The 23612-nt window shown below is 35.0% G+C and carries 34 protein-coding genes; 15 read left to right on the top strand and 19 right to left on the bottom strand.

The window, feature by feature from the left end:
• Positions 1-12: 12 nt before the first annotated feature.
• The 4 genes from AACS90_RS14515 to AACS90_RS14500 form a co-directional block, all read right to left on the bottom strand.
• Positions 13-327 carry a TrbC/VirB2 family protein gene (locus AACS90_RS14515; protein ID WP_099123161.1) on the bottom strand — a complete coding sequence of 105 codons (315 nt, stop codon included), beginning with the start codon at positions 325-327 and terminating at the stop codon, positions 13-15.
• Positions 302-589, bottom strand: coding sequence for a hypothetical protein (locus AACS90_RS14510; RefSeq protein ID WP_099123160.1), 288 nt, complete (start codon positions 587-589; stop codon positions 302-304). Before AACS90_RS14510 ends, AACS90_RS14515 begins: the two co-directional genes overlap by 26 nt.
• 147 nt (positions 590-736) lie before the next feature.
• Positions 737-2719 carry a type I DNA topoisomerase gene (topA, locus tag AACS90_RS14505; RefSeq protein WP_099123159.1) on the bottom strand — a complete coding sequence of 661 codons (1983 nt, stop codon included), beginning with the start codon at positions 2717-2719 and terminating at the stop codon, positions 737-739.
• The gene (locus tag AACS90_RS14500; RefSeq protein WP_099123158.1) at positions 2716-3456 is read right to left on the bottom strand and encodes a cell wall hydrolase; all 741 of its coding nucleotides are present in this window, start codon (positions 3454-3456) and stop codon (positions 2716-2718) included. The genes topA and AACS90_RS14500 overlap by 4 nt, the downstream gene beginning before the upstream one ends.
• Before the next feature lie 190 nt (positions 3457-3646).
• Between AACS90_RS14500 and AACS90_RS14495 the strand changes: the two genes are divergently transcribed.
• Positions 3647-4033, top strand: coding sequence for a hypothetical protein (locus tag AACS90_RS14495; RefSeq protein WP_099123157.1), 387 nt, complete (start codon positions 3647-3649; stop codon positions 4031-4033).
• A gap of 252 nt (positions 4034-4285) precedes the next feature.
• A complete protein-coding gene (locus AACS90_RS14490; protein ID WP_099123156.1) occupies positions 4286-4519 on the top strand; it encodes a hypothetical protein in 234 nt (77 codons plus the stop codon).
• Positions 4520-4693: 174 nt separating this feature from the next.
• Here AACS90_RS14490 and AACS90_RS14485 read toward each other — a convergent pair whose 3' ends face one another.
• Positions 4694-5074: a helix-turn-helix domain-containing protein gene (locus tag AACS90_RS14485; RefSeq protein ID WP_099123155.1), complete on the bottom strand. Its 381-nt coding sequence runs from the start codon at positions 5072-5074 to the stop codon at positions 4694-4696.
• 272 nt (positions 5075-5346) lie between these two features.
• On the opposite strand from AACS90_RS14485, the gene AACS90_RS14480 reads away from it, so the two are divergent.
• Both AACS90_RS14480 and AACS90_RS14475 read left to right on the top strand, forming a co-directional pair.
• On the top strand, positions 5347-5640 hold the full coding sequence (locus AACS90_RS14480; protein WP_099123154.1) for a hypothetical protein: 294 nt from the start codon (positions 5347-5349) through the stop codon (positions 5638-5640).
• Positions 5641-6066: 426 nt separating this feature from the next.
• On the top strand, positions 6067-6345 hold the full coding sequence (locus AACS90_RS14475) for a colicin Z C-terminal domain-related protein (protein WP_241538301.1): 279 nt from the start codon (positions 6067-6069) through the stop codon (positions 6343-6345).
• Between the two features lie 85 nt (positions 6346-6430).
• Here the strand turns inward: AACS90_RS14475 and AACS90_RS14470 are convergent, their stop codons facing one another.
• Positions 6431-6799, bottom strand: a complete 369-nt coding sequence (locus AACS90_RS14470; protein ID WP_099123152.1) for a hypothetical protein — start codon at positions 6797-6799, stop codon at positions 6431-6433.
• Between the two features lie 287 nt (positions 6800-7086).
• On the opposite strand from AACS90_RS14470, the gene AACS90_RS14465 reads away from it, so the two are divergent.
• From AACS90_RS14465 to AACS90_RS14445, 5 genes are all read left to right on the top strand, one after another.
• Positions 7087-7353 (top strand): hypothetical protein, encoded by a 267-nt coding sequence (locus AACS90_RS14465; RefSeq protein WP_099123151.1) that lies wholly within the window; start codon positions 7087-7089, stop codon positions 7351-7353.
• 165 nt (positions 7354-7518) lie between these two features.
• A complete protein-coding gene (locus tag AACS90_RS14460) occupies positions 7519-7773 on the top strand; it encodes a type II toxin-antitoxin system prevent-host-death family antitoxin (protein WP_099123150.1) in 255 nt (84 codons plus the stop codon).
• Entirely contained in the window at positions 7770-8027 is a 258-nt protein-coding gene (locus tag AACS90_RS14455) for a Txe/YoeB family addiction module toxin (RefSeq protein ID WP_099123149.1), read from the top strand. Before AACS90_RS14460 ends, AACS90_RS14455 begins: the two co-directional genes overlap by 4 nt.
• 30 nt (positions 8028-8057) lie before the next feature.
• Positions 8058-8192: a hypothetical protein gene (locus AACS90_RS14450; protein ID WP_256376548.1), complete on the top strand. Its 135-nt coding sequence runs from the start codon at positions 8058-8060 to the stop codon at positions 8190-8192.
• Positions 8193-8488: 296 nt separating this feature from the next.
• Positions 8489-8779 carry a hypothetical protein gene (locus AACS90_RS14445; protein WP_099123148.1) on the top strand — a complete coding sequence of 97 codons (291 nt, stop codon included), beginning with the start codon at positions 8489-8491 and terminating at the stop codon, positions 8777-8779.
• Positions 8780-9607: 828 nt separating this feature from the next.
• Here AACS90_RS14445 and AACS90_RS14440 read toward each other — a convergent pair.
• From AACS90_RS14440 to AACS90_RS14400, 9 genes are all read right to left on the bottom strand, one after another.
• Positions 9608-9952, bottom strand: coding sequence for a hypothetical protein (locus AACS90_RS14440; RefSeq protein WP_099123146.1), 345 nt, complete (start codon positions 9950-9952; stop codon positions 9608-9610).
• A gap of 273 nt (positions 9953-10225) precedes the next feature.
• A complete protein-coding gene (locus AACS90_RS14435) occupies positions 10226-10780 on the bottom strand; it encodes a TrbM/KikA/MpfK family conjugal transfer protein (RefSeq protein WP_099123145.1) in 555 nt (184 codons plus the stop codon).
• Positions 10781-11016: 236 nt separating this feature from the next.
• Entirely contained in the window at positions 11017-11181 is a 165-nt protein-coding gene (locus AACS90_RS14430) for a hypothetical protein (protein WP_206601856.1), read from the bottom strand.
• Between the two features lie 79 nt (positions 11182-11260).
• Positions 11261-11617: a hypothetical protein gene (locus tag AACS90_RS14425; RefSeq protein WP_099123143.1), complete on the bottom strand. Its 357-nt coding sequence runs from the start codon at positions 11615-11617 to the stop codon at positions 11261-11263.
• 69 nt (positions 11618-11686) lie between these two features.
• Positions 11687-11854 carry a hypothetical protein gene (locus AACS90_RS14420; RefSeq protein WP_193757266.1) on the bottom strand — a complete coding sequence of 56 codons (168 nt, stop codon included), beginning with the start codon at positions 11852-11854 and terminating at the stop codon, positions 11687-11689.
• A gap of 93 nt (positions 11855-11947) precedes the next feature.
• The gene (locus tag AACS90_RS14415) at positions 11948-12163 is read right to left on the bottom strand and encodes a hypothetical protein (protein ID WP_099123142.1); all 216 of its coding nucleotides are present in this window, start codon (positions 12161-12163) and stop codon (positions 11948-11950) included.
• Positions 12153-12407: a hypothetical protein gene (locus AACS90_RS14410; protein WP_099123141.1), complete on the bottom strand. Its 255-nt coding sequence runs from the start codon at positions 12405-12407 to the stop codon at positions 12153-12155. Before AACS90_RS14410 ends, AACS90_RS14415 begins: the two co-directional genes overlap by 11 nt.
• A gap of 59 nt (positions 12408-12466) precedes the next feature.
• Positions 12467-13747: a DUF3560 domain-containing protein gene (locus tag AACS90_RS14405; RefSeq protein ID WP_206601855.1), complete on the bottom strand. Its 1281-nt coding sequence runs from the start codon at positions 13745-13747 to the stop codon at positions 12467-12469.
• Positions 13748-13928: 181 nt separating this feature from the next.
• A complete protein-coding gene (locus tag AACS90_RS14400) occupies positions 13929-14897 on the bottom strand; it encodes a replication initiator protein A (protein ID WP_099123140.1) in 969 nt (322 codons plus the stop codon).
• A 1004-nt stretch (positions 14898-15901) separates the two neighbouring features.
• On the opposite strand from AACS90_RS14400, the gene AACS90_RS14395 reads away from it, so the two are divergent.
• From AACS90_RS14395 to AACS90_RS14370, 6 genes are all read left to right on the top strand, one after another.
• Positions 15902-16051 carry a hypothetical protein gene (locus AACS90_RS14395; RefSeq protein WP_193757265.1) on the top strand — a complete coding sequence of 50 codons (150 nt, stop codon included), beginning with the start codon at positions 15902-15904 and terminating at the stop codon, positions 16049-16051.
• 42 nt (positions 16052-16093) lie between these two features.
• The gene (locus AACS90_RS14390) at positions 16094-16372 is read left to right on the top strand and encodes a transcriptional repressor protein KorC (protein ID WP_241538300.1); all 279 of its coding nucleotides are present in this window, start codon (positions 16094-16096) and stop codon (positions 16370-16372) included.
• Positions 16373-16434: 62 nt separating this feature from the next.
• Positions 16435-17181 (top strand): ParA family protein, encoded by a 747-nt coding sequence (locus AACS90_RS14385; RefSeq protein ID WP_099123139.1) that lies wholly within the window; start codon positions 16435-16437, stop codon positions 17179-17181.
• 2 nt (positions 17182-17183) lie between these two features.
• A complete protein-coding gene (locus AACS90_RS14380) occupies positions 17184-18293 on the top strand; it encodes a ParB/RepB/Spo0J family partition protein (RefSeq protein ID WP_099123138.1) in 1110 nt (369 codons plus the stop codon).
• Between the two features lie 302 nt (positions 18294-18595).
• Complete coding sequence (gene mobC, locus AACS90_RS14375; protein WP_241538299.1) at positions 18596-19117, top strand: plasmid mobilization relaxosome protein MobC; 522 nt, start codon at positions 18596-18598, stop codon at positions 19115-19117.
• On the top strand, positions 19110-20087 hold the full coding sequence (locus AACS90_RS14370; RefSeq protein ID WP_099123137.1) for a relaxase/mobilization nuclease domain-containing protein: 978 nt from the start codon (positions 19110-19112) through the stop codon (positions 20085-20087). The genes mobC and AACS90_RS14370 overlap by 8 nt, the downstream gene beginning before the upstream one ends.
• 130 nt (positions 20088-20217) lie before the next feature.
• On the opposite strand, the gene AACS90_RS14365 is transcribed toward AACS90_RS14370, so the two are convergent.
• The 4 genes from AACS90_RS14365 to AACS90_RS14350 form a co-directional block, all read right to left on the bottom strand.
• Entirely contained in the window at positions 20218-20589 is a 372-nt protein-coding gene (locus AACS90_RS14365) for a hypothetical protein (RefSeq protein WP_193757264.1), read from the bottom strand.
• A 193-nt stretch (positions 20590-20782) separates the two neighbouring features.
• Positions 20783-21079: a NadS family protein gene (nadS, locus tag AACS90_RS14360; protein ID WP_099123136.1), complete on the bottom strand. Its 297-nt coding sequence runs from the start codon at positions 21077-21079 to the stop codon at positions 20783-20785.
• Between the two features lie 84 nt (positions 21080-21163).
• On the bottom strand, positions 21164-21487 hold the full coding sequence (locus AACS90_RS14355; RefSeq protein ID WP_099123135.1) for a type II toxin-antitoxin system RelE/ParE family toxin: 324 nt from the start codon (positions 21485-21487) through the stop codon (positions 21164-21166).
• A 150-nt stretch (positions 21488-21637) separates the two neighbouring features.
• Positions 21638-23612: LPD7 domain-containing protein (locus tag AACS90_RS14350; protein WP_305847170.1), on the bottom strand; the 1975-nt coding region annotated here is incomplete at its 5' end.

Here is a 23612-nt window from a genome sequence, read left to right as displayed (position 1 = left end):
ATTTCTTTCCTCTTAACGAACCGCAGCAATGATTAAATCAACAATGGATGCACCCCCAAAAACAAAGACGATGCCCAGTATAGCAAAACCCACAATACGACCTGTAAGATGCCCAGCCCAAGCCATATAACCTAAAACAGCGATAGATAAAATAGCCGCTGATCTGGCAAGCCCCGTTGTTAATAACTCCACAGCCCAGTTCAAACCTCTGGATATTGGATCTCCTCCCGCTGCATGAGCCAATTCAGGAATAAACATCAAACTGCATAACATAAACACAACTGCCATGAATGACTTATTTTTATTGGTAGTTTTCGTATTTACCATTTTTCATACACTCCAAAGTTATTAATTCAATAAGTGGTACGCATCCATATCTGATGTTAATGTGCTTGACTAAGCGATCTAAACTTGACCAAACACGTGGTTTTTTTCGTTGTGTTTCTAGTAACAAATCCCCCTCTTTCCATGTAATTTGCACATAAACTTTAAATTTCTCATCTTCACCTTGTACCAAAGTCATTTTTTTGACTGTGTTGTTATTTAGGTTATCTATCAGTTCAAGCTCATTGATTGTGTTGTTACTCATGTCTTTACTCTCGGAGTGATTAGGTTTCCGAGCTTATTTTAAGACGAAATTTTTTATCCTTCATTTATTATATCCTTTGAGCGTCAATATAGTATATATTGATTTTCAAATCAATACTCATTGATTAATGAATTTACACCTTTTGATTTATTTTTTATCTGTTCGTGGCTTCCCATTGATAACATCAAATGTTGCTTTACAATCGGGAAAGCCAGAACATCCGAAAAAGTCATAAGCTTTTTTTTCACCAGTGGCGGCTTTTTTATGACGCTTTAGTGGTTTTCTACACACTGGACAATCAAAACTAGATACTTTTTGTTTTGATTCATTAGGTTTACCGGGCTTCCCGGATGAATCAGGTAAGATAGAACGACAATCAGGATATCCAGAACATCCCCAAAAAAAACCTGTATTTCCTTTCCTGCGTGTCATGGCTTTACCGCATTTAGAACATGGATATTTAGGCTTGATATCTATATTGAGTTGATTTAATTCATTCACCAAACGTTCATGAATACTGCTTACTACGTTTTTATAAGACGTGAAACCATTAGCGATCTTATCTAGTTCGTTTTCCATCTCGCGTGTGAAGTCATATTCAATAAAGCTAAATCCTCCTTTTACTAAAGCATCAATAATTAAGGCTCCGGTTTCGGTTGGTAATAGATATTTTTTTTCTTTATCCGTGGTGACATAACCACGACGATCAATGTTATCCATGATCGCCGCATAGGTACTAGGTCGCCCGATACCTAATCTTTCAAGTTCTGCTATTAAAGATGCTTGGGTAAATCTGTTTGGTGCTCTGGTTTTTTTATTGAGAACTTTTCCCGATTCAATATCGATATGCTGACCGTTCTTCAAAAGTGGGATAGGGTTTTTAGCTTTATCCTCTTTGCTTTCATCATCTTCTGTATCATCAGTAAATAATGATTTCCATCCTGCCTTAGCCAGAGTTCGCCCTTCGGCAAAAAATTCTAGTGTTTGCCCATTGATAGTATCTATAGATCTGAAACGAGCAGAACGCACAGCAAAGCAAGCTGATTCTAACTGTGAAGCTAACGCTCTTTCCCAAATTAGGCGGTATAAAGCCTTTTCTTCTGGAGTTGTTCCGGCGTTTTCTGCTTCGAAATGTGAAGGTCTGATCGCTTCGTGAGCTTCTTGTGCATCGCCTTTAGCTTTCCAAACTCTTGGCTTATCAGCCATCTTTAAATTTTTGGCTCTACAAAGTTGATATATACTTATCAGTGCATCATCAGAAAGATTAGGGTTATCAGTTCGCATATATGTTATATGACCTTGCTCATATAGTTTCTGAGCTGTAGTCATTGTTGCTTTTGGTTGCATCTTTAGCTTATTAGATGCCGCCTGTTGAAGTGTTGATGTAATAAATGGTGCAGGTGGTGATTTAGTCGCCGCTTTCTCTTCATAAGAAATAACTTCAACTTCTTTTACTTTTGCTACCATTTGAGCAAATTCCTCATCCATGAAATATTGCTCACCACCTTTTAAAAATGGTTTTACGTCCCACTCAGCAAACCAATCAGTTAAAAAATTAATTTGTACGCCAAAGTGAGATGTAGACTTGAAATTTTGAATGGCCCGTTCTCGTTCTAAAATAATACGCACAGCCGGGCTTTGAACTCTACCAGCCGATAAACCTTGTTGCCCACTCATATCAGATAAACGAGGAGATACCATATATCCTACGAGCCTATCTAAAACTCTGCGGCCTTCCTGGGCTGCAACCATAGGAATATTGATCGCTCTGGGGGAAATTAAAGCGGTTTTTATGGCCTTCGGTGTTATCTCAGAAAACGTAATACGCTGCGGGTTATTAATGCGTAACGCTTGTTTTAAATGCCATGCTATCGCTTCTCCTTCTCTATCTAAGTCAGTCGCAAGGAAGATGGCTTCACAATTTTTTATATCATTCTTCAGCCTAGCTAAAACCTCTTTCCCGCGCTCAGTTGCGACATAAGTCGGTTTGAAATCTGGTGCCTCTACTCCAATCTCTTTTTGTGGTAAATCTCGAACGTGTCCAACACTGGCGCTTACCTTCCATCCATCACCTAATATTTCCTTAATTTTTTTCACTTTTCCCGGAGACTCTACAATCATAAGTTTCATTGTTTGGCTCCTTCATTGTCATAAACACTTTTTAAGTTAGAAGAACTGGAAAACACATCCCATTCAGCTTTATTAGTATTTTTCTGGAGTTTTGAAATGGTGTAGATATCCCATTTTTTAGGCTTGGCAACTGAAGCTGTTAACTGAACAGGGGACGAAGCGGTAGTTTTATTGTTTTGATTTATGTTCGAGTAAAACGCATGGTCTTTAATGACCGCAGAGGGGGTAGTATCGCCAAAATGTGTTAGCCCTTTAGATACTCTTCCTTCTTTTTCTCGTTGTGCGACTATCGCCGGATTTTGAAAAAATAGGCCACCATTAGTTACATCAGGTAAATGACCATCTAACGCCAAATTAATGATCGTTTGAATTTGTGAATATTGAGCAACAGATACAGATGGTAATTTCTGCCAATCTCCGCCAACTCTGGTTACCGGTTCGAATTGCTTTGGCGCATTAACTACCGCCGTTATATCACTTCCAAATTGTCCGCTAACTAGTCGATTTATGATTGTATAAACAACCCCGGCTAAACCAGATTCGCCCTGATTAGCTGCTTCAGCAATCGCTACACGGGCTATAGCTTCCCGGTCTTTATTTGATAATTTAACTTTTTTTAGTAGCTGCTGGTAAGACATGTTAGCAGTTTTACACTCTTGTTCTGTAACAGAATAACTTTGCTCACCTGCACCAAAAGTTAAAGCTGCACACGTGGCCAAAATCGAAAATAGATCCATAATATCCCCTTTATTGTTACGTCATTAACTTTTCTTTTACCATCAAAATAACTAATTTAGACAATCAATATACATCATTTTGATGAAATTGGAAATGATCCAAAGTACAAAAAAGAAGCAAAAAACTTGCTAGGTAGGATGTTTTGGCCTATCATTAATAGTGAAATAGGAAAGGCAAAGAGGCGACGAAATGAAAAAAATCAATATATTCAATAAGAAAAAAACAAAAAATATCGATAATGTAACCCCCATTCGTCCGGGAATTACATTAGCTGCGAACGATAACAGCATAAAAGATAATACTGCTAAGGCTAAATGGTTCGCTGTTACCTTATTGAAAGGTATATACAATATATTACGGTCATTAACTTTTATTGTAATGCTCTGGTTACGATTACCTGTGCGCCTATTATTGATATTGGTTTCTTTTATGGCTTTTTTTGGCGTAATTATTTGCTTAGTTGCTTTTAGTGATCGTTCCATGATTCCGGGGTTCGTCATTATGGGAGTTATAACAACTGCGTTAGCGTGGATTTATGATGTGATATTGATTAAGTTAACACCTAACATCATGTAAATATTGTATCTTTTTATGATTAATCTTGAAAAGATTATGTAACTATTTGTTGGCGCTAAATTAGTGTATTAGTCTCTGATTAGCGAAAATCTAGCAAAATATGTAAGAGTAATCTTTTAGAGGTATTTTTGATCCCTAATATATAAACCAAAAGAAATAATCAATTAATTAAATTATTAATGCAGCATTAAAAAATCAACTAAAATTTTCAGTGTAACTATTTATTTAAAAATAACGAGGATTGAATATATTATGACTACTTATAATAAAGGACTTACTACTAATAGATATCAGTTTTCTCGCGGCCCCATAACTCAAGAAATAAAAACAAAACTCATTAAAATGATCGAAAATTCATCAGGAAAACATGAAATACTCGCTGAGGATATTATAGAAATAGTATCCGTTGCCCGAAATGACCCTGACGGATTTAGGGCTGTTAATAAATTATTGGATAGACTAAAAGAGGAATATCATTATTCATAATTGAAATAAGTATAAATTAAATATTAATGAGAGTTACTATTTATTGAGTAATACTGAGTGACGTTTTTTATATCGTGGGGATAGCGAAAGGGTATTTTGACGGCAACTCTCAAAGAGAAAAGATATCAAAATTTAGCTTAATGTACAATAAGATCGCCTAGATTCCTAAAAGGGCTATTCGCCCTTTTTTAACTGTGATATCGCCGTATTTATCATTTCTGACATAAATTCTAAAGTTTTTTCACATTTCTGTAATTTACTTTTGGTTATCATCAACTCTTCTTCTAATGGAGTCATATCTTTTCTGTACAATTTTAGAACCTGATCCGCAAAAAAATCATTTTTATCATCGATGTAAAGGTAACAGGCGGGAATATCTAGAACATCCGCTAATTTACAAATGGTATTTTCTGTCGGGGCATAAAGTCCGCGTTCATATTTAGATATCGTAGTTCTCGCTGTCTCTGCGTCGTTTAAACCAATTCTTTCCCCTAACTCGCGTTGTGAAAGTCCCTGTGCTTTTCTGGATTCTAATAGTCGTTTTTTATTCATCATATATCATTTTTTGTTCATGGCATAAACCATACCTTTATCTTGACTACTATCTAACACTGCTACAAAATGCCTTCTAGGGGTGAATTTCCACTCTAGAGGTGAAATTCACCCCTTAAAATAAGTACCTGTGTAGAGTGCTATAATTGTAACATCAGGGAATTATGACATTTTCAAGTAAAATAAATTAAAAACGAACCTCTCGCCATTTCACCCTTTTAAAAACCCCTTTAGGGGTTTTTTTTCAAAAAAATCCAATTTATAAGAGGTGTTTTATGGTTATAAATGATGATTTCAGTAACTATGATACGTGCGATCTTATTGCTGAAAAATTTAGGCGATTTTCATGGAAAAAATCATCATTGGATTTAGAAAAAGAAGTAATCGACTTTATTAATGCGTTTGCAGAGAAGAAATTTTTGATTGCCATATTGAGTGTATATATTTTGTATGATGCGATTGAAGAAAAAGAGCTAGGAGAAGCCTTCCCACTAGATAAAGGATTAATATCTAAATTCAGAAATATGATTTTCTCTATTGTTCGTTTTGCTCTCAAAAGTTTGAATTAGAATCCCTGCCCTCGAAAGGTTCATTGCACTGAACCAATAAAAAGACCTTATTAAAAAAGGTCTTTTTCTTTACTAAAAAAAGTTTGAAAACTCTTAACGTGTCAAAAATACATAAAAATTTCTTTCAATTAATATTTGAGCTTTAGGGGTTATCTACCAAAAAGATAAAACCTCATTACGAAATAAATAATATAATTAATTGTTTTTATTTGATTTTTTATGAGTTCTTAATTAATAAATCAACATATACGATTATCTCTATATGTATGGTATTTCTTACAAACAGGCATGATATTAATAAAATTAATTTAGTGGTAATTTTTTATACATGGATATAAAAGATCTTTATATCCATATTCATGAGGTACGATGCAGTTATCATCAACCTCATTACACTAACATATTATATAAAATAAAGAGGTAATAATGAGAACACAAGCTTGGGCACCTCCGTTTGCATGGGGACCGTGGGTAAATTTGAACTCACATTTTGGGCCTAGTGCATATACAGTTTCATTTGATACGATTTCAGCGGCTCCTTCATCCTTTGATGTTGAAATTGAGTATGCTACTAATAGAGGGATTGAACGGATTAGAACAATGGGGCCGGGTTCCTATCGGATTCAAGGTAATGATGGAGCAGGAACAGATCGTATACGTTTTAAAAGTCATTCAATTGGGCAAGTGATTGAAGTAACATATTAAGATCTAATTAATGATTTTTATTATTAAAATATGGCTTCTTGTAAAAGAAGCCATTTCGGTTATATATTTTTGACAATGTGTCAAACTAATTGAAATTATCGACTAGCTTATCAAACATATCCTTAGATCCCACAGCTTGATAAAATCCATTTCCAGTTATTATCGGGGTCATTATGCGAGTATTTTTAAATACCAAATTCCCATTAAAGAAAACGGTTACTGTTTTACCCATGTTTTTTTTCAAAAAATGATCGAATGGATAACTACAATCAGAATTATCTTTAACCTTAATAAAGATAGTTTGGTTTTCTTCTTTCGGTACAAAACGTTCTATACAAGAACGAGATAAGTGAAAGACTGTATCATTTATTTTATAATCGAGAGAGGCAGATTCCTGTTTTGAAACACAACCAGAAATGCCAATGGTAAGCAGTAAAATGATTATTCGCATCATATTAATGACCCATATAGAAAAACACCTATGTAAGATAATATCATAAAACAACAATATAGCACCTGATAGCATTTTGAAAGATACCAGCTCACTCTGGCTGTTATAACCGATAGTGATTTTAATGGGCCGTGCTGGTTGAAAGAGGCAAAAGTGATAGCAAAAGCAGAAAACTTGCTTGATAGCGCGCGGTACTTTCTGATTAATTTGGAATTTTTTCTTTTCTTTTTTTATTATGTACCTGTATTTATTTTTAGTTAATTATTACCTGATAATGAGGTTATTACTATATGGAACATGTATTACCTGTTTTAGAGTTATATGCTCTATTGTATACAACCTTATCTGGAGCAGCTTTGTGGCCTGTTTTTGTTATTTTTGGGTTATTCTTTTTTTATTTGACTTTTAAAGCAAAAAAAATAAATAAGAAAATAATATTCTTCGTATTATCAGTGGTTTTTATCTTACCGCGTTTCCTCGTACTCTATGATCCAGATTATTTTATTTTTAAGGGTTTTAATTTAGATGTTCATGTTAAACACGAGGAAATTATTTGATCGAAAGTAATATCAGATTTTCCTAGATTTGCAGAGCGTTCCCGCAAAAATCGGGGCACTTAAGAGGGTGTTATGTTACATGGCACAGGATAAGTACAAATACTTGTACTTATTTTTTTTTGGTGTATAGTCTATAAATTACACAACAACTAGTGAGTATGAGAAATGAAAACTATCAATTACAGTGAAGCGAGACAAAACTTTGCAGCACTCATGAATGAGTGTACTGATGACCGAGTTCCTATCAAAATCATACGACAGAAAAGCTCTCCGGCTTGTGTTATGTTGTCCTATGATGAATATCGCGCATTAGAAGAAACATCCTATCTTTTACGCTCTCCGGCTAATGCGCGTCACTTGATGGACTCTATAGAGGCGCTCAACAATGGTAAAGGGATTGAGGTGGATATTCAGGAATGAATTTAACTTTTTCAGAAGAATCATGGAATGATTATCTCGACTGGCAACAAACGGATAAAAAAATGGTTAAACGTATTAATGAGCTAATTAAAAACATCAAGAGAACACCATTTACAGGCATTGGAAAGCCAGAACCATTAAAACATCACTTAACGGGGTTTTGGTCAAGAAGAATCACGGACGAACACAGGCTAGTTTATCGCGTCACAGATAAAGGATTAGAAATAGCATCTTGCCGTTATCATTACAGTTAATATAAATTCTTTTAAAACAGGAAATTAGCAATGAAAGAAAATATTAAATTTAATAAAAATAATTTAGAAATGGATATACTTAAAAAAATAAATGAGCATGATAAATATAATGATAAATTTTTATATCTAACATTAATTGTTTATACTCCGATCGCTTTATTATAATTACTTCCGTTTATTTTATTGATTCAATATCTCCTATAGCTATTATTTTTATTTTTCTTTCTTGTTCTGTTTTTATTAATTATTTTATGGCGATTTTGAATACAAAAAAAGCAATGCCCCCGCAAATGCTATTAGATTACTTTGAAATATGCTCTACTGATAAGGAATTTAGAGATTTTTTTATGGCTACTTTCAATTCTAAAAGCATTATAAAATATAATGACAGGAATGAAATTAATTCTTTTTTTATAAATAGAGAGCGTTAATAAAAATAACAATATGAGGTAACAATAACTATGAATAAATTTGAAAAGCACATGACTCAACAACAAATTGAAGATTATCGAATAGAAGAAGAGGCTGCTGAACGGCGTTCTGTACGCCAAATATTATATATGGGATTGTTCTTGATGATAGTATCTGTTGCCGCTGCATTAGTCAGAAACTATGATGATAGTTACATTGATAATATGCTCAGGTTAATGCAAATCTTAGGTGTTATGCTTTCGATTATTTGTTTTGGCTGTGTGCTTGGCGTTAGCGCGTATCGGTATTTGATCCGAATTTTTTGTAAAAAGCGAATATAGAGGGATATGATGAAAAAATTAGGGTTAACAGGTGCATTAATAATGGTCGTCATTATTGTTATTGGTTACTTCATGATACACAAAAAAGCTCAGAATGGACTAAAAAACATCCAAAATTATTACGCGCCCTCTAATTGAACTAATAAAAGTCCGGTTTAGAATTTCAATCATGATAAATTTTTTCGCTCTGCAAACGCTACGGATTTTGCAGAGCGCCCCCGAAAAAAGCGGGGCGCTTAAGAGCCATTATGTTAAATCGCAAAGTTTAGCCGTCCTTTGGGGCGTTACGCCGTCACTCTACCCTAAAATCGACAAAAGATCCGTTTTACCTGCACATTTTCCCCCGCAAACAGAGGAGCAAATTTTTTGCAGAAATGCACAATAATAGTGCAATTGTAACATTTATGTAACATCGTGAGACTTAAACCAAAAAACAAGTGAAATGGCTTATTTTTTTATATTCTAGTTTACTTCGTTTGATGTTAGAAAAATCTAATACAGAAGAAAAGACAACTTACTTAGAAATCATTCCCTGTAGAAGTAATAATCTCGTATGGGCCAGCATTAGCAATCTCTTGTCTTCGACCACAAACGTTCGTGCCAGCTGACAGTTGGTGCAATTTTTGCTTTGCAGGTCGGAGGAAGGTTCCCGGCCCCCGGGTAAGTCCCCCCCTGTTTATAGGCGGATTGGCCCCGCTGCTCTCAGTAACCATGATAAGCCGCCTTATCATGGTTTACGGGGGGTTAGTCTCATAATTTAAGACTATTGATACCTTATGCTACGATTCAAAAATGAGTATCAAAAATCCTATTGTTTTAACTTTGAGATTAAATATTATCAATTTCGACTTTTGATACTTTATTAGTTTGGTATCCCTGCAAACAAGGGATATATTTATCCTCAAACGGTATTAATCGCTCCAGAATACGTTGATTTGAAAATTCTACCTGAGATACATTAATTTTCCTTTTCCGCCATAACATCATTTGGTTTGCTGCTTGCTGTGCTTCTTCAAAAGATGACCAATACAAAAGCCTGTTATCACGTTTTGGGGGGAAACCAGACCAGCGTCCGTTTGTATTTAAGTGGCGTTCTGTCTCTCTGCCTAATGTCTCTCTTTCTCGCTCCATGCTCTTATGAGCAGAGGGGGATAACATATAAACTTGATACATAAAACAATTTCCTTGTTATAAATTTCAGATGAACTTATCGAGGGAATGGCGCAAATCCCCTAAAGGGCATCTACAACCCCGTCCGGGCCAGCATTAGCATTCTCTTGTCTTCGACCACAAACGTTCGTACCAGCTGACAGCTAGTGCAATTTGGGCTTTGCAGGGCGGAGGAGGTTCCCGGCATTCTAGTAAATTAGAAAAAAAGAACGTGGCAGTTCCCCGCCCTGTCGAGCGAGGATTTACGGCGGATTTTTGCTAAAAATATTATGATTTTTATTCTATCCATTTCCCTTTGAACTTATCTTCTAAATACCTATTGGAATATCCATCAGATTTAATCCATTCGGATTCACCAACAAAACGAAGACTTAGATCTGTATACTCATGATCAATATATGCCTGACAATAATTAGGGAGTTTATTACTAATTCGATAATAAGTTACAGTATGGCAATCATAATCCTGACCACTCCGTCTACATACTCTTTCTTCTTTACTTTCTATTAAATCTCTATTCAATCTTTTAGAGCTGCATTTCTCAGCATTGTTAGCTAATAAATCATTATATTCGGGCATCCCCTCACCATCAGACACCGGACAAAGATTTAAAAAGTTTTTTCTAAGTTGAATTGTCTTCCACGGTTTTTTAGCCTTAATACTAAAAAACTTACGAATTGCCGGTGAACACTCAGAGGGTCTTGTATTTGTTGACAAACACAATATAGCTTCACAGGCTAACTTTGTATCTCCTGTAAATTCAATATTTGCCTGAGACTTAAATGAAAAACCTACGCCAATTAAAGAAAAAATTAACAACTTAATTTTCATGATGGTATATCCTTATTTTATATTTCATAAATATGACATTACCAATACTATATTGGTGTTAGGAAGTTTCCACAACCTAACACCATTTTTATTTTAACTTAAAACATCAACAACAGAAACAAAAATCATTCTAATTATCACTAAATCCAATAAGCATAACATTCTGATTTTATACTAAGACAATTTTTTCTTTTCTGTACATATTCATGTTAGTAATATCTTTTAGCGAGTCAAAGTTAGCAAGAATTTTTATATATTTCACGCAAAGCACTAACGAATTCATCTTTACTACGCGCTTTAATTTCTAAACCTAATCTTTTTTTAGCTTCTAATTTAGCTCTCTTCAAACTCCATCCATAAACATCAACCAACTCGATTACTTCAAATATTGCTTTATACATATTCATACTCTTAGTTTCATTTTTTGTTTTTTTATAAAAAAGAGTCATTATCTAATGACTCTATAAATTAATTTGGCTCTTATAAATCAATTAAAAAATGGTTCATAGATAAATTATCGCTAAATCCAATAGGATATCTATTCTTTAAATAAATCGTTATAGAATCAAAAGAATCTGTTTCACATTCTATTGTATCATCGTAAAGATTTTGATTCGGTGGTTCTATGGTTTGCGTGGATTTTACTATTTCTGATAAAAATTTAAGCACATCGTTTTTTTGTTCAGTTGTTAAACTTTTTTCTTTCATGATAAATTTTTCCTTTTCTTTTATGGCTTCATTAATAAAACCTGTAAATTCGGAAAACTTCATAAGGGGAATAGTGGCTTTTTTGCCATTTGCAATAGACTTGATAGCTGATATCATACGTTCAGACATTTTATTTTTTTCCTAGTGTATAGGATGTCATTTTGCGCGAGGATGCAGTAACATCTTCGCGCTTTTTTATTACGCTAAGATTTCTTTAATTTGGTCTATTTGATAGCCTTTTCCTGCATGGATTCTATTAAAGGCCAATCCCGCCTCTACTTCATTTTTACCTTCAATAATCATGCTTAGACTTACGATGCAACGATCTTTGTTTTTCGCAAAAAAACTAATTTCAAACTTTTTCATTTTAAACTCCCGCCCAGTTTGGGCTTTGGAAGAAAGAGAACCTATTTCCCTTTCAATGACTTAATTATACAGCCAAACGGCTGTATTTCAAGTTTATTTTCTTACTATTTTATATTCAGGGTGTGAACCCGCTAGCAATAATAAATACTCATATTCCCCCACCGTTAAAGACCTGTTTGTACTTCCCGCACTTTCTTTTTTTTGCCATGACTGTAATTGATATCCGAATATTTCAGCCGCTTCTTTCAAGGTTAGCCCTGCTGCAATTCTTGCCTGTCTTATTTCTTCTGGAGTTGGTTTATTTTTCATTTAATCCACCGTTCGTTATTTCTTGAATACATTCTTTTAAAACACCATCATCAAGCAATAAAACTTGCTCAAGGTTCAACACTTCATCAAAAATAATTTCTCTTTTTGTTTTCCCTTTATTTTCTTTACCTCTTGTTTTAACATACTTTATAACTTTGAAACTATATTCAGGTTCATTTCCAACAATAACTATTACATAAGAATAGTTACCTTTGTTTTTTTTTCTGACAACATCGGCAGACATTAGACCTCTCAATATTTTTAGTAAAAAAAACATAGCGCCTTTTGGCGCTATGTTCGGGTTTATAGTTCACTCAATTCTTGTTTAATCCTCTGAGCAACTGCCAGCGAATTTCGTGTTATTTTTCTAATCCATGCATTTTTATTTCGACTCCAGTTAAAAGAATTCTTATTCAATAAATTACAGATATCTTTGTTAGGTCTTTTATCAAAAACAAACATCAATCTATTTTCGTTCTTATCTACAATATAAGAAAAATCTTTATATTCTTCTTTTACTGGTTCAATACACTGCATTTTCTCTAGTTCGGCTATCCGTGCCTTAATCCGCGCCATATTTGCATTATTGTTTTGTAGCGCATAAGGGGCAAAACCTACCCTACCAGAAAAATCCTCCTTTAGAATTTTTTTGGCTCTCTCTTCTGTCAGACCTAATTTAATCAGCTCAGAAATTTGGCTATCTGTATCTTTAAACTTTCTAATTACCTTGTTGCATTTTTTCATTATATCTTGGCTTTCTTGCATACCAGCCAATTTATTTTTTAACTTAAAAATAGCATCAGGATCATCTGAAGAAATTCCGCCAGTACCCACTATTGACGCTTTAGAAGCGTAATAATCAGCCTTTTCCATCATTTTAAAGGCTTTACCAAATGTATTATGAATTTTATCACGGTAATTTCTGTCGCGTTTTTCGCTATGATGCCCAACTAATATAGGTTGTCCAAAAGGAATTACCGCAGCCATATCTTTTGCTTTATTGTATAAAGAATCAAATTCATCCCGTGCTTTAGCTGCTCTGTATTCTAATCTGTCACGCTTTCTTTCGATGCGTTCAGCATAGGCATTTCTACGGGCTTCAAGATCGGTAGCTTCGGTAGCTTCGGTAGCTTCGGTAGCTTCGGTAGCTTCGGTAGCTTCGGTAGCTTCGGTAGCTTCGGTAGCTTCGGTAGCTTCGGTAGCTTCGGTAGCTTCGGTAGCTTCGGTAGCTTCGGTAGCTTCGGTAGGAAATTGAATTTCTTCTTTAGTGTTTTCGTCAAGAGGTTTTGTTTGCGAAATATGAAAAACAGTTGTTGATTTTGTTTTTAAAACAGGAACTTCCTCGCCAGTTTCTTTATCTTTTTTTGTACACGGAATACAAACAATAATTCTAATCCCTTTTTGACCTTTTATTACAACTCGTTTTTTTGCTTTCCAAGCATTAAAAGTGAAAACATTAACGCGAGGAATAATGTTTTCTTTTAATATTCCCATCGCCATAAAACCGTTAATGATGGTTTCGTAGTTAGCGATTGATTCATTATTAACCGCTCTTTCTAAGGCTTCTGATTCCGTTTTTTTCATTTTAATCTCCCGCCCAGTTTGGGCTTTGGAAGAAAGAGAACCCATTTCCCTTTCAATAACTTAATTATACAGCCATTCGGCTGTATTTGGCAAGAATTTTATTATTCTTAAGATATTATATTTATGCTTTTTAGGGCATAAAAAGAAGGCTATCAAGGTTAATGGGATCACCCGGAGACAATTATTTACCCCCGTGACGTATGGAAAAAAATCTTTCTTGAAGTTTTGATTTTATCTTCGAAATATTTTCTGCTTCCTTGTTTTTTTCTGTTCGCTTTCTAGCTTTTTTTTCTTCCGCTGGATCAAATTTTTTGTTTTTAAATGTTACAGAATCTTTCTTGATATCAAAAATTACCTCATAATCTGGTAAATCATTAGTCTTAGAAAGTTGCTTAACACTATGACGAAAGCCCTTTATTAAGGCGGTGCTACCTGATTTAAGATGTAATTTTTCAAGAGCTATAGTAAACATTTCACTGTAACCACAATGTTTACGAGCAATTTCATATAATCTCCTGTCGATAGCTTTTCTGATACGAAAATAATCGTTACTAATTTTTAATACTTTGGCTTTAGTTACGCTCTGATATAACCAATCTGGTAAAGTTATCTCAATCATACCAATATCAAGATTACCTTTTTTCTCTTCCAAAATATGCCATTTATCTATTAATCCAAAGTTTTCTGTTTTCTTTTTTTCTTCTGAATAAATTACATTAGTTTCAATTCGTGTACCTGATAATCGCCTAAGTGATTCTTTAAGGTTTTTATAAGTATTACCGCCTATCTCTCTATTTGTCGATACTAAATAATCATAAGGGGTAAATGCTATAATTCGGCTGATCGGTTTTTCTTCAAACATTGCTTGTTGTAATTTCGAAATAGCATAAATCCAAATATCTTTATCGAAGATAGTAGCCATTCCATCAACACTTGGTGTAACAGTAACCGTTACATTTCCATTATTGTACTCTTTAATTTTAGTGTCCCCACCTTTTAACGCAAAAAATGGGTGTTCCATGCTAGCAAGCTCATCACGAAAAGCTATGATTTCCATTTCATCAGCAATGAAAAATTCAGCTTCTGTATACTTACGGGGGCGAAGTGTCATTAAATTGTTTTTTCCTGATTTTTTAATAAAATCATCCATAGCCTCAATCCTACCACTATAGGGTTCGGGTTAAAGCCATTGAGTTGTTCAAGCAATTCAATGGCTTGCTTGTTTTTGGACTTCAAAAACCAAAATCTGGACTTCAAAAACCAAAATATACTGGATTTTAAAAACCTGAATTTAAATATAATGGACTTTAGAAACCAAAGCAAAAAAACGGTGTGATTTCACTCAAGAAATGGGACTTTTTTATTGTTGATAACAAATTTCTCAAGGTGGACTTTAAAAACCAAGTACTGGACTTTAAAAACCAAATACTGGACTTCAAAAACTTTTTACTGGACTTCAAAAACTTTTGATATTTTTTTTAGTTTAAAATCAATTACATACTTCACTTTTTTTACCTTTAATAAGGTTTAATAATTTTAAAAATATTTAATAAGAAATTTTGTCCATTTTACTTGTGGATAACTTTGTTAGCCTGACAAGAAAAAACCGATCTAATTAACATTTATCAAGCCACTATCAATTAGCGCAATATTTATCCAATGAGTGACCATGCTAAATGTAGCTCCTGACTATATTACGCTTCCTCGCTTTCTCTGTTCGTTCCTCGTCGCTTTGCTCCTGTGGTACGCCTCAGAGAAAGACTGTGGCGAGCGTTGCGAGTAGATAGGATGGTAGTAAAAGTTGGAGTTATCACAACTATCAGGTCATTACCATGAATAAAATAATTAATACTTTTAATTTCTAACTAAATAACAATCTAAGACATTTTCTATTCTCCTAATGGAGTTACGAAGAAAAAGGGAAAAAACCGCTTACAGAGCGTCACGGCGCGATATTTCAATATGAAGAAACAGTAAACATGAGTACATTTAAATTTTTAATAAATGAACTTTCTCTTACACTTGACGGGTAGGATGTTTTGGCCTATCTTTGTGAGTAAAGGCTAATTGAAGAATTTAAAAAGCCCTATAAGGTTTCCCGCAATGGAGGCAACCACTGCGGGAAAGTTCAGCGAACCTTTGAGAGAGTGAACGATGAACGATAATATTTTAGCACTAGCAAATATGATTATACAGGCTATAGACAGCCGAACCTCTTTTAAACTTCCTCCGCTAACTGGCAGAGAGTTTAAAGCTGTTATGCAAGCGGTACGCGAGCAAAGCAACGGTTTTCAGGCAGTCTAAGCCAATAAGCCCCGCTTGCCGGGGCATATTAGGAGAAGGCTATTGAATACCGAAATTAGAATTGAAACTTTACGCCCTTTTAATGATGGCTGGGAACCTCCAACGGGAGAAGAAATAAAACACCTTTTAAACATCATTAAACAAAGCACAGGGACGTTTACAGGAGTGGATGCGGCTCAATACATTGGCTTACCGAGTCAGCAAGGGAGAGGGAAGGGTAGCCGTACTTTTAGGCGTTGGTGTTCTGAAGGCGGTATTAGTTACGCGGCATGGGCTTTACTCTGTTATAAAGCTGGATTTGGAATAATTTGGGAAAAATAGAATAATTTCTTAAGAAATTAATATGTTGGTGTCTTATACAAGCAAAATTTAAAGGTCATTTTATGAAAATTATTACTGTAACAAATCAAAAAGGCGGAGTAGGTAAATCAACAATTGCTGTGCATCTTGCAATGGCTTTAAGTGAAGCGGGTAAAAAAATTATTTTTGTAGAACTAGATCCGCAAGCCAACTCTAGTAAGTCTTTAAAAAAGGCAGGATGTGTAGCTAACTTTGGTGCTAGTCAATTATTTGATAATGCAAAATTACAATTTGAGCCAAGTAATGGAATTTCTTTAATAGAAGCCGATCCTAAAATGGCTGATATGGAACGCGCTCCTCTTACAGTTATGGCTACTTTCAAAGATCAATTATCTAACTTATCAAGCAAATTTGATTATTGTGTTATTGATACTCCGCCGTCATTAGGGTTACGTATGTCAGCAGCTTTGATAGTGGCTGATTATGTATTGTCCCCTATTGAGTTAGAGGAATATTCCATTGATGGAATAACAAAGATGTTACAAACAATTTTCGGGGTTAAAGATAAATGGAATCCTGGATTAACTTTTTTGGGAATATTAGTAAATAAATTCAATTCACGTTCAGAAAGCCAGAAAAAAGCTTTTCGTGAACTCGTAGAGCATTATTCAAACCTTTTAATTCGTTCAAAAATTGCTATTCGTTCATCTATACCCGAAGCATTATCACAAGGTATACCAGTTTGGAGCCTGAATAAAACTTCAGCAAGAGAAGCAGCAAAAGAATATCAAGAGGCATTTAAAATTATATTTGAAAAAATAGGAGCATAGTAATGAATAAGACCGGATTAGATTTAAGTGGGTTAGATAGTTTTTCAGCTTTAATGAGTGGTTCTACGTTAGAAGTGAATACCCAACCTGAAGGCCATGCAGGATATCTAATCAAAATATCATTAGATAAGATTCACAAAGACCCTAACAACGCCCGTAAGAACATAGATCAGGATGAATTAAAGAATCTGGCTGAATCTATGATGTCTATAAACCCAATTACGGGGAAACCACGAGGTAATAAAAATCCAGTAAGTTTGAGGAATCACCCGGAAATTTCAGGTGAATATATTTTGAATGCAGGAGAACGGCGATGTGCTGCTGCTAAACTTGCTGGGTTATCTGAAGTGTTGGCTCTTATTGATGATGATGCAGACGAATTTGATAATGCCGTTGATAACATACAGCGTGAACCTCTTTCGCCATTAGAAACAGCCTCTTTTATTCAGCGTCAAATTGAAAAAGGTGATAAAAAAAGCGCGATAGCTGCTCGTTTAGGTAAAACAGCTTCGTTTGTATCTGATCACCTTATTTTCTTCGAAATGGATAATAGTATTCGTGATTTATACGATAGTGGTTTGGTAACATCCATGCAAGCTATGACATTATTACATCGTGCATATAAAAAGTACCCCGGAGAGGTAGAAGAGTTTTGCATTGATATAAAAAACGAAATTACTACTGCGGAAGTAAAGACTTTTTGCGATTCACTAAAAAATTCAGATGAATTTGATTTAAAATCAGTTCTCCCCCCGAAGAAAGAAAACAAGCAAGTAATAACCGAGACAGATATCAGCATAGAAGAAGATACAAAACAAGATAATATCAATGTAAAAGAGGAAGAACGGCAACTATTAAAAATTAATGGTGAGCCAATTAGTGGAGAAATAGCTCCCAATGAACAAAAAGCTGTTGATTTCTTACTTACAGAGGAAAAAGAAGGAAAGATAAAAAAAGCAATAATTCAGATTCAATATGGTGATCGTGCAGCTAGGCTATTAGTTAATCGCCGTACTTCTTATGGGTTGGGTTGGGTTAAATATGATGATGACGGAATAGAGGAAGAAGTAGATTTAAACGATATAAAACTAATAGCAGTTATGGAAGGTTAAAACTATCAATAGATTTTCTAAATCTGCCGTCAAAACTGGACTACTGACGGAATCATAACTAGCAAGCGTAGCGCATCTGTTATGATTTCATCAGTAGTTGACAAGCGTAGCGCGTCAGCATCTTTTTTATGCCTCATAGTGTGTTCCCTCCTTATCAGTGTCAAATTGTGAATAATTTCGTGCGCACGAAATTTTATGGGGGGGTTATAGCTAAGGCAGGATTCGCAAATTGCTGGCGTTTGGCACCAGTATTTGCTATGTTCAATTTATCCCCCTCCCCCCCATATTAAAAAGGCTCATTTATGACCAGAATTGTTAAAAGAGTAACACCCGAATTGAAGGAGAAATGGAAAACTTTTTGTAGAGAAAAAGGTGTTAGTGAATCTGATATGTTGGGCATTATGATTGAAAAAATCACAAGTGGAGTAATAACGGATGATAATAAATCTTTATCAGAACCACGTTCAAACAAGGTTACTATTCGTTTGCTTGCTAAAGATATAGACAAAATGACATCAAGAGCCAGATATGAAGGTTTTACAAGCAGAACAGCATGGCTTACTAATTTAACTATATATACGCTAAATAAAGAGCCAGTTATTACTGAAAAAGAAATGTATGCCTTGCGTGAATCTAATCGAGAATTAGCGGCTATAGGAAGAAATCTTAACCAAATAGCTAAGGTCTTGAATATAGAATTTAGGGAAACTGACAGGCTTAACAAAGAATCTATAGAGGCGTTAGCTAGCAAAATAGATCAACACAAAGAAATTGTTTCTCAGCTTCTTGATAAAAATATGAATCGTTGGGGGAATAATGAGTAATGATAAATTATCTGATTTGCTTGAAGGGCGAGTAAAAATTAAGTCTAACAAGACTACAGATCTTAAAAGAAAAGCCGGGCGAATAGCTAATAAAGCATCTGAAGTTATGGTTAAGATAAGCGGTCATTCGAAAGGTACTAAGCATATAAAAGCACACTTAGATTACATTAGTCGCAATGGAAAGTTAGAGCTTGAGAATGAAAGGGGAGAAATATTAAAAGGGAAAGATGATATCAAGGCCGCTCATAAAGATTGGATACAAGATTTGGGAAAAAGAAGAGCCAATACAAGAGATACTACTAACGTGGTTTTATCAATGCCTAAGAATACTAATGCTAAAGCAGTGAAAGATTCAGCCAGAGAATTTGCAAAAAACCAGTTTGGTGATAATCACCAATACGTTTTTGTATTGCATGAAGATGTTGATCATCCTCATGTACATATTAGTATCAAAAACTTTGGTTTTGATGGAAAACGATTACATGTGAAAAAAGGAGATCCGCAAGTATGGCGGGAGGAATTTGCTAAAGAGTTACGAACTAGGGGCATTGATGCAGAAGCCACACCTCGCACAACTCGCGGAGTAATAAAAAAGGGAATTAGCCAGACGATAAATCATATCAGGAAAAAAGGACTAACGCCGGAAGTGGACAAGGCCAAAATAAAAGAAATAGTGGAAGAATTCAAAGACATTAATGCTGGAAAAATTCCTAAATTTAAACCGTGGGAAGAAAAAATTAAGGTTAGACAGCAGGAAGTTAGAAAAGGCTGGTTATCTGCGGCGAAAGAGTTAAATAGCAGTTCTGAGCCAGCAGATCAAAAACTATCGGCTGATATTGTGAATTTTGTAAATACGATGCCGCCGATGAAAACAGAACGTCATGAAATGGCGGAATTCGTGAGCCAGAAATTGACAAAGCAAGAGATTGTTACTGATAAAAGTAATAAACAAGATCAAGATGAACGTTAACTGTGCTCTTTAGATGTATGTTAACTAATCTTTTTTGTCACTCTTAGAGGTTTATTTAGAGTGACAAGTTTTTAATTTACAGTTAATGTGACCCGAAAAAATAAATGTGGTCAGCGCGTTTATATAGAATTTATTTCTTTGATTTTTCACAAGAAATAACAGGGCAATGCCATTTTTTACTATTGTTACTTGGTTGATCAGGATGAATCTTGTTTAGGAGCTGATTTTCAAAGTCATGGTAATTTTTACATTCTTTTTCAAATGCAGCTTTGGGTGAACTTGCATATGAATACATAAAAAAAGCATCTTGAATAGTATAATTTTCAATATGTGATTTTAACCTTTTTTTTAAATCTGAGTCAGATCTTCCTATGTATGTAGGAATAAATGCACCATGTTTTTTATATCCAATAGCGTAATTACCCGCACTTAGTTTCGATATGGTATTGTCTACTTGTTGCGCTGTAAATGGGTACGGGCCAATCATATCTAAATGTGACATATTTTAACCTCTAAATAATTTATATAGATAAATAATAATTAAACATATTTGCTTTTCTTTTATTGGGGTGAGGGGGTTTAATTTCAAGCAATGGGAGGAATAAAAAATTTTTCGGAAGGTCTAAATTTAGAAAACGACAAATATAAATTTACTGACAGCCATATTTAATAGCTGCCAGTATTGGAATGTACAATCAGATAGATTTTAATGACTCTACAATGCTCGGATTTTTCTCTATTAAGCACAGTAATTTTAAAGCAGCTCCTGATGGAGTGCGTCGGTTCTGTTCCCAACTACGAATTAATCCTAGACTTGTACCCATCATTTCCGCGAATTCGTGTTGTTTCATCCCGAAATTTTCTCGAATAGATTTAACATTTGGGATAGCGTGGCGGTGTACATGCTCTGGTTTAGGCTGAATTTTACCATTTTCAATATCAACCATTTCATGTACGCTGCCTAGAAGATCTGCAAATAAACTCTTATCCATAAATTAACCCTCGTTATAAAAATGTTAACAGCACGAAATATGCAATTTGGATTTTGCGGCTTTTTTGGAAGCCGCAAACTGTATTTAGTTCATATGTTGAATTACATTTTTAAGTTGCAATTTCTGCTCTTGCGTTAAGTCTTCTTGTTCATTTTTGGGATAAGCTAGTAATAAATATATTCTTCCACTTAATAACCGAACATAATAGATAACTCTTATTCCTCCGCGCTTACCCATTCCTTTTCGACTCCAACGAATCTTTTTACATCCTCCTGTTTGACTAATAGTGTTCCCTTTTTCGTGATATTTCAGTAAGTAGCTTTGAAGTTCATGAAATTCATCATCTTCTATTAGTTCTGCTCTAGTTTTGCTGAATGCGGTAGTTTCTATAAATTCTAAATAATCCATCGCAATCTCTCCGTGCTGTCTATGTAGATATTATAGTACTACGGTGTAGTACTTTGCAAGTAAAACTACTACCCCGTGGTAGTTTTTTGTGATGGACGTCGTACAAAAAAAAAGCCCGGATTCAACTCCGGGCTATGTAATCAATATTTATTAACGTTCTATTTCTTCAATTTCTTTAGCTTTCGTCTGGTTAATAGATTGAGTTTCTTTTACTTTTATCTCAGGGCTTTTTTCGCCGTTTGCAACTTTATCAGCTAGTTTGTCCCGGACGCGATTCATAAAGCGTTCTTGGTCGTTAGTGTTCATGTTCTGAGAAACTTTTTCAGCTAATTTTACTGCGGTTATTTCGTTGATTAAATCAGGGTGCTCTTTAATTACCTCTTTCGCTGGCCTATCCTTATCTCTAATAGCCTCGGCTTTAATTTCCCATTTATTGCGAAAGGTGTTTATTTCTTCGGTTTTTATAACGTTACCGTCTTTATCTTGAATGTCTTTTTTAACTGTAACAGGCTTACGGCCTAAATTTTCGAGTTCTATATTATCCCCTTTTTGGGCTTCACTTTCAGTTATAGCTCTTTTTAAATCTACTCCCCAAGTTTTGCTTTGTTTGCCATCAGAATTCTCTAATGTCACAAAATAGCTAGATTGATTACCTTCTTTATGCTCATATGGGGCTTCGCCGTGTTCAATGAGTTTACCAGCCAATTTATTAACTTTTTCTAGCGAAGAACTATCTGAGACGTTCATAGTTGATCTTGATTTTTGATTGTCATTATTTATTTGAGTTTGCTTTGTACTATCGATTTCTGAGCTATTTTTTTTATTAGCCTGAAATTTTTTAACATCATCAGCTAACTCTCTTGATTCAATCTCATTAATTCCCCGTTCACTTGAAAGTTTTTTTAGTCTCGCTAAATCTTCCTCTTTGGGCTTATAGCCATGAGCCGTAAGACCTTTTGCAGTAGCTTGCAACCATACTTCACGGCGAAAATCTTCCGTGCCTTTCACTTGTATTTCAGACCATCCTCTAGCCTCAGCAATTTCAACCATTGAATCAGCTACTTGATGGCTATTGAGCTTTGTTTGTAGTTTTGCTCCTTTATCAACAAATGCCAAAGAATCGGGTTTATTTTGAAAATAAAATTTCCCTTCAACTTCTATATAAGATTTAGAAACTTTATCAGGGATTACTGATTGGAATTTACTATTATCATTAAAGTAATCATGTTCTGATTGTTGAATTTTTGGTTTTATTATTTCACTATCTTGCTCTTTTATTTGTGTACTGAGGGTTTTATTGTTTTGCTCACGTAGATTAGCTTCAACTATCATTTCAGTTAATGGCGTTCGCTGAGATGTAAGCCACGCCTTCGCTTCTTCGGTTGTTACTTGAGCTTTTTCATTTTCAATATACGGCCCAATGCTATTTTCCTCATTCTGTTGAGGCTCTAGTGCTGCTTGCGTCTGTTGACTGGCGGCCTGCTCCTGTTCACGCAGTTGTAGATCATCTTCAGCTATCATTTCAGTTAATGGCGTTCGCTGAGATGTAAGCCACGCCTTCGCTTCTTCGGTTGTTACTTGAGCTTTTTCATTTTCAATATACGGCTCAATGCTATTTTCCTCATTCTGTTGAGGCTCTAGTGCTGCTTGTGTCTGCTGACTGGCGGCCTGCTCCTGTTCAAGTTGCTTCAGCTTCTGTTCAAGCTGCTTTTGCTCCTGTTCAAGCCGTTTCTGCTCCTGTTCAAATCGCTTCTGCTCGTTTTCTTTCATCCAGTCATCAAACATGGCCTGTGCTTCTGCATCAAACAGCTGGATAGATTCATCTGGTATCAACGGTTCAGGGTGTACACGCTCAAATTTTGCCTGCTTCGGCTCAGGTGCTGCTTGTGTCTGCTGACTGGCGGCTTGCTCCTGTTCAAGTTGCTTCAGCTTCTGTTCAAGCTGCTTTTGCTCCTGTTCAAGCCGTTTCTGCTCCTGTTCAAATCGCTTCTGCTCGTTTTCTTTCATCCAGTCATCAAACATGGCTTGTGCTTCTGCATCAAACAGCTGGATAGATTCATCTGGTATCAACGGTTCAGGGTGTACACGCTCAAATTTTGCCTGCTTCGGCTCAGGTACTGCTTGT

This window comes from Xenorhabdus sp. KK7.4, assembly GCF_963876465.1.
In the GTDB taxonomy this organism is placed as follows: domain Bacteria; phylum Pseudomonadota; class Gammaproteobacteria; order Enterobacterales; family Enterobacteriaceae; genus Xenorhabdus; species Xenorhabdus stockiae.
Note: the sequence above shows the minus strand (reverse complement) of the source record. Positions and strands in the feature narration are given on the sequence as shown.